General features: G+C 25.2%; 1 protein-coding gene and 1 pseudogene. Both read left to right on the top strand.

Translation table 11 applies throughout. From position 1 onward, the window contains the following. Positions 1-127: 127 nt before the first annotated feature. Entirely contained in the window at positions 128-619 is a 492-nt protein-coding gene (locus AVBRAN12654_RS09230) for a PAS domain-containing protein (protein ID WP_214118998.1), read from the top strand. Between the two features lie 587 nt (positions 620-1206). Continuing rightward, positions 1207-1791: pseudogene (locus AVBRAN12654_RS09600) on the top strand (methyl-accepting chemotaxis protein); the annotation flags it as partial. Positions 1792-1974: the final 183 nt, after the last annotated feature.

Consider the following 1974-nt stretch of genomic DNA (forward strand, 5'->3'; position numbering starts at 1 on the left):
GTTTGAGTAATAAAATTTATTTCACGATAATAAATTTACAAAAATATAATATCTCTATTTTACAATAATGAAGATATTATAAAATTATTTTTTGATACAAAAATATCTAAATAAAGATTGGGGAAAAATGGAAAAGGAACTATTGGATAATGACTTTATAGTTAGCAAAACAGATATTAAAGGCAATATTACTTATGCTAATGAATCTTTTTTAAAAATTATAGGTTCAACAGAAAATGAAGTTTTAAATAAGCCACATAATGTTGTAAGACATAAAGATATGCCTAAGGCTGTTTTTAGATACTTGTGGCAACAATTAAAAGGAAGAAAAGAAGTTTATGCTTTCGTAAAAAACAGAACATTTGATGGTGGATATTACTGGGTATTTGCCAATATTAGCATATCTTATGATTTATCTGGTAATACGATAGGATATTATTCAGTTAGAAGAAAAATAGGTAAAAAAGCTAAAGAAGTTATTATTGCTTTATATGCTAAAATGCTTGAAGTTGAGAAAGCTCAAGGAGTTGATGCTTCTTGGAAAATTATAGAAGATATTTTGAAAAAAGAAAATAAAGGTTATAACGAATTTATGATAGGTATTCAGGGGCTAAAATGAGTATATTTAATAAAAATAATGATGAAGCATTCAATAAAATTATAGAAGTTTTAGAGCAAACTTCAAATGGATATTTAGAATCAAGAGTTACTGGTATAAAGGGCGAAAAATACACAATATTAGCAAATCATTTAAATAATTTGTTAGACCAAATAGAAGTGTGGCAAAGAGAAGTTGCTAGCTCTATTGAGGTTGCTTTTTCTGGTGCAACTTATAGAAATATTAATAGTGTAGGTTTAAAAGGTAGATTTAAAAGCACTGCTGATAATTTAGTAAGTGCGATTTTAGGAATTGCAAAAAGTATAGAAACTCAACGCTTAAATGAACTTAGTATTAAGGTTCAACAAAACAACAATGATTCAGGTATAATTGATATTTTAACAAATGGCTTAAGCACAAATCAAACTAATTTAAATAGCATTTTAAATTCTTCAAAGCAAATTGCAGATGATTCGCATACTACTCAAACTATGGTAAAAGAATTGTCAAAAAGCTCAAATGAATTACAAAATTACATAGGTTTATTTACTGATTTAATCAATGGTCTAAATGAAAAAACAAATGAAATATCAAAAATTATTGAAATGGTAAAAGACATTACAGACCAAACTCAATTATTATCATTAAATGCTGCAATTGAAGCAGCAAGAGCAGGAGAGCATGGTCGTGGATTTGCGGTAGTTGCTGATGAAGTAAGAAAATTAGCAAATAATACAGAAGAAGCTACTAATACTATTAATTTGAATATAAATTCTTTAAAAGAAAGTGTTAAAAAGTGTTTAGAATATTCAAATCAAGTTTCAGAAATTAGCAATAAAAATCAAGAAAAAACAAATCAGTTTTTTGATACTTTAAGTTCTTATGAAAAATTATCTGAAAATAACTTTAATAATGCTCAAAATAGTGGTAGATTGCAAAATAATTTATTTATACAAATACATTTATTACTTTATAAAGATGATGCGATTAGATGTTTGCTTAATAAGAATTTAAAACAAAATAAATCATTAGAAGAAAACATTGCAAAATCAATTAAAAAAGAGCAAGAAGGTATATTTAAAGATATTTTAGCTTTATACGAAGAGCTTTATAATTGTGAAGAATTAGACGAGCAAGTAAGACTTGTGAAAAGATTTGATGATTTAATCTTTAATATGTGTAAAAATTGCTAGTTTAGATAAGGAATTTAAAATCAACTTTTAAATTCCTTAAACCTTTAAATATATTCAATTTCGTTTTTAAAATAAATTATACTAAGAGTGATTTTGTATAAATCCAAAATCATTTCATTTCTTTTGACATTCTATAAATGAATGAAAATACTTCGGCAACAACCTTTTATATATTTAAAACCT

Origin of the sequence: Campylobacter sp. RM12654 (genome assembly GCF_020137585.1) — a bacterium.
In the GTDB taxonomy this organism is placed as follows: Bacteria; Campylobacterota; Campylobacteria; order Campylobacterales; family Campylobacteraceae; genus Campylobacter_E.

Bases quoted from the DNA above. Each gene is read 5' to 3' on its own strand.
- AVBRAN12654_RS09230 (WP_214118998.1), top strand. From the start codon at position 128: ATGGAAAAGGAACTATTGGATAATGACTTTATAGTTAGCAAAACAGAT.